This window comes from Microbacterium sp. CPCC 204701, from assembly GCF_004010105.1.
Lineage (GTDB): Bacteria > Actinomycetota > Actinomycetes > Actinomycetales > Microbacteriaceae > Microbacterium.
The window spans coordinates 1-3,499 of record NZ_RRYE01000322.1 but is presented as its reverse complement, the minus strand read 5'-3'; the positions used below and the strand labels follow the sequence as shown (position 1 = coordinate 3,499).

The 3,499-nt window shown below is 72.0% G+C and carries 5 protein-coding genes; 3 read left to right on the top strand and 2 right to left on the bottom strand.

Annotated elements, in window-relative coordinates; all coding sequences use genetic code 11:
* The 3 genes from EIO58_RS14700 to EIO58_RS14690 all read left to right on the top strand — a co-directional run.
* A partial coding sequence (locus EIO58_RS14700; RefSeq protein ID WP_127820151.1) for a metal-dependent hydrolase occupies positions 1-798 on the top strand: 798 nt, incomplete at its 5' end.
* Complete coding sequence (locus tag EIO58_RS14695; RefSeq protein WP_127820150.1) at positions 789-1,505, top strand: uracil-DNA glycosylase; 717 nt, start codon at positions 789-791, stop codon at positions 1,503-1,505. The genes EIO58_RS14700 and EIO58_RS14695, both read left to right, overlap by 10 nt.
* Positions 1,506-1,514: 9 nt before the next feature.
* A complete protein-coding gene (locus EIO58_RS14690; RefSeq protein WP_127820149.1) occupies positions 1,515-2,123 on the top strand; it encodes a GNAT family N-acetyltransferase in 609 nt (202 codons plus the stop codon).
* Between the two features lies 1 nt (position 2,124).
* On the opposite strand, the gene EIO58_RS14685 is transcribed toward EIO58_RS14690, so the two are convergent.
* Positions 2,125-2,445 (bottom strand): protealysin inhibitor emfourin, encoded by a 321-nt coding sequence (locus EIO58_RS14685; protein ID WP_240658894.1) that lies wholly within the window; start codon positions 2,443-2,445, stop codon positions 2,125-2,127.
* 76 nt (positions 2,446-2,521) lie between these two features.
* Positions 2,522-3,499, bottom strand: a 978-nt coding sequence (locus EIO58_RS14680; RefSeq protein ID WP_164861736.1) for a M4 family metallopeptidase, incomplete at its 5' end; no start/stop codon positions are given.

Sequence of the window (3,499 nt, the reverse complement as noted above, 5' to 3'; positions counted from 1 at the left end):
CTCGACGAGACGGCGTTCCATCCGGTCGACACGGCGTGGCCCGACCAGCCCGCCGACCGCGGCGTGCTGCTCGCCGGCGGCACCGAGATCGCCGTGGTCGACGCGGTCGTGGGCGCCGTGCAGGACGGCGACCTGCTCCTCGGCGCGGACGTGCCCGTGCGCACCGGCACGCCCGGATGGACGTTCGTCGTCGTGCACCTGGTGGAGGGCGACCCGCTCGCGGCGGGCGACAGGGTCGAGGTCCGCGTGGACGCCGACCATCGCGCCGCCCTGTCGACGGGGCACACGGCGTGCCATCTCGCTGCACTGGCCCTCGACGCCGCGCTCGCCGACGCGTGGCGCAAGGACGCGCCGCTGGACGCGCGCGGAGCTCCGGCGTTCGACGCGCTGGCGATCCGGGAGTCGCGCATCCTCCCGAACGGATCGCACGACCTTTACCGAATCGGCAAGTCGCTGCGCCGCAAGGGCTTCGATCCCGCGGCTCTCGACGACCTCGGTGCGCTCGCCGCCCGCGTCCAGGCGCAGCCGGCCTCGTGGCTGGAGTCGGGGGCAGATGTGCGCGTCGATCGCGACGGAGACCTGCTCGCCGACCGACGCTCGTGGGTGTGCGAGCTCCCGGGCGGCGCGGTCCGCATCCCGTGCGGCGGAACCCACGTCGACTCGCTCGCCGACATCGCAGCCATCACCGTCTCCTTCGCGCTGACCGCCGTCGACGGCGGTTCCGAGCTCGTCATGACGACGACCGCGACCCCGCGGGACGGCGGATCCCGCACCCGGGCGGACGAGTCATGGCGATGACGCTGCCCGAGCTCGCCGAGGCCGGACTCCTGGATTCGGGCTGGGCGGCGGCACTGGCCCCCGTCGCCCCCGACATCGCCGCGCTCGGTGAGCGCCTCCGCTCCGAGGTCGCGGCGGGCCGCCGCTTCCTGCCGGCGGGCGACCGCGTGTTGCGCGCCTTCCAGAGGCCGCTCGACGACGTCAAGGTGCTGATCGTCGGACAGGACCCGTACCCGACGCCGGGCCACCCCATCGGTCTGTCGTTCGCCGTCGACGAGCACGTGCGCCCGCTGCCGCGGAGCCTCGACAACATCTACAAAGAACTCGAGTCCGATCTCGGCATTCCACGTGCGCCGCACGGCGACCTGTCGGCCTGGAGCGACCAGGGCGTCATGCTGCTCAATCGCGTGCTCACCGTCGCGCCCGGTTCGCCGGGATCCCATCGCGGCTGGGGCTGGGAGAATGTGACCGAGCACGCCATCCGCATGCTCGTGGCACGCGATCGCCCGCTCGTGGCGATCCTGTGGGGCCGGGATGCCGCGAATCTGCGCCCGCTGCTCGGCGCGACGCCGATCATCGAGTCGCCGCATCCGTCGCCGCTCTCGGCGAGCCGTGGGTTCTTCGGCTCGCGCCCGTTCTCACGGGCGAACGAGATGCTCGCCGGGCTCGGCTCCGCGCCGGTCGACTGGGCTGTGCCCGCGACCGTCGACGTCGCAATGGGCGTATAGGGGACCGTCATGCTCGAGGAGGAATACGACCGGGACCGCCGGCGCCTGCCGCGGCACCTCCGGCGCAGGCACGAACCGGAGCGCGACTTCTCGTTCGACATCCGCCCGGCCGAAGACCGCGACATCCCCCACATCCGCGAGATCTACAACCACTACGTGACCAACTCCGTCGTCACCTTCGACGAGGACACCTGGTCGATCGCGCAGTGGCGCGAGAAGCTCGAGCACCTGCAGCGGCTCGGGCTGCCGTTCCTCGTTGCCGAGTCGCCCACGGGGCAGATCCTCGGGTACGCGCTCGTGCAGCCGATGTCGAGCAAGTCCGCGTACCGGTACTCGGTCGAGAACTCGATCTACCTCGGGCAGGCCGCGACCGGCAAGGGGCTCGGGCGAGCGCTCCTGGTCGCCCTCATCGACGCGTGCCAGGCGGCCGGCGTCCGGCAGATGGTCGCCGTGATCAGCGACAAAGGTGCGGACGCCTCGATCGCCCTTCACGAGAAGCTGGGGTTCGTCGAGGTCGGGCGCATGGGCCGCGTCGGTTTCAAGTTCGGCCGGTGGCTCGGCACGATCTACCTGCAGAAGTCGATAAAGCCGGCGAAGAGGAGCCTGTTCGGAGGCTGACTCAGCGACCGGGGCGCTCGGGCTGCTCGACGGAGCGACTCCACTCGCGCACGGCGTCGACGAGCTCGCGCCACGCTCCGGTGAGCTGCTCGTCGGGCACCTCGGCCTCGTGCAGGTCGGCGCCGGTCCAGGACGCCCGGATCCACCACACGAACCGGTCGGGCATCGGTGCCGCGCTCTCGGGGCCGTCCGCGTCGCCGGGATGGGCTGCGCGATCCCACGGGCACCGGTCGATCAGCGAGATCCAGTCGGATGCCTCGTCTCGCGGCGGCTGCGCCGTCCATCGGCGCGTGATCCCTGCGAAGCCACCGGTGCGGGCCACGTCGACCTCCACGGTGGGGGGCGCGGGAGGACGAGTTCGCGACGGGCGTGCGGGGGCGGAGCCGGGGTCGCCTCGCTCACTGCCCTGGGTTGCTGCTGAATCGGCCATCCGCGATCACGCCGACGCCCGTCCACGCGGCGCGGACGGCGTCGACCTCCTCCGACTCTTCACCGTACTCCGCAGCCGCGGCTGCGAGGGTGGCGTGCGCGAACGCCGTGAAATCGGCCGTCGAGGTGAGGTCGCCGCCGGTGAGAGTGCGGTACCAGATGAAGCCGGCGCGCTCCCAGGCGTGCCCGCCGAGCGCCGTCGCCGCGAGGTAGAAGGCACGGTTCGGGATGCCGGAGTTGATGTGCACGCCGCCGTTGTCGTCGCGCGTCTGCACGTAGTCGCTCATGTGCGCCGGCTGCGGGTCCTTGCCGAGCACGTCGTCGTCGTACGCCGTGCCGGGCGCGGCCAGGGAGCGCAGCGCACGGCCCTGCACGGCATCCGTGAAGATCTCGCCGCCGATCAACCACGACGCCTCTGCGGCGGTCTGGCCGAGGTGATGCTGTTCGGCCAGCGCCCCGAAGACGTCGGCGATCGACTCGTTGAGCGCGCCGGACTGACCGCGATACAGCAGGCCGCCCTCGTCTTCGATGACGCCGTGGGCGAGCTCGTGCGCGATCACGGTGAGCGAGTTCGTGAACCCGGTGAACACCTCGCCGTCGCCGTCGCCGAACACCATGCGCTCGCCGTTCCAGAACGCGTTGTCGTAGTCGCGGCCGTAGTGCACCGTCGCCAGCAGCGCGCCGCCCGCGCCATCCAGGCTGTTGCGCTGATACGCGTCCCACCAGAAGTCGAACGTGGAGCCGAGCCCGTCGAAAGCCTCATCGACCGACTCGTCGCCCGTCGGCGGGTCGTCCTCGCCTCGCACCGGGACGCCGGGGAGCACCTCGCGGCCCTGCGCATCGGCGATCTCGCGGTCGGGCGCCGGCGCCGTCTCGGCCACCAGGGTGCCGCCGTCCTCGATCGACAGGCGCAGGCGCGAGCGCGTCGGGCGGTATTCGCGCGGCGC

Excerpts from the sequence above, each read along its gene's own strand:
- EIO58_RS14695 (WP_127820150.1), top strand. The coding sequence starts at position 789 with ATGGCGATGACGCTGCCCGAGCTCGCCGAGGCCGGACTCCTGGATTCG.
- EIO58_RS14690 (WP_127820149.1), top strand. The coding sequence starts at position 1,515 with ATGCTCGAGGAGGAATACGACCGGGACCGCCGGCGCCTGCCGCGGCAC.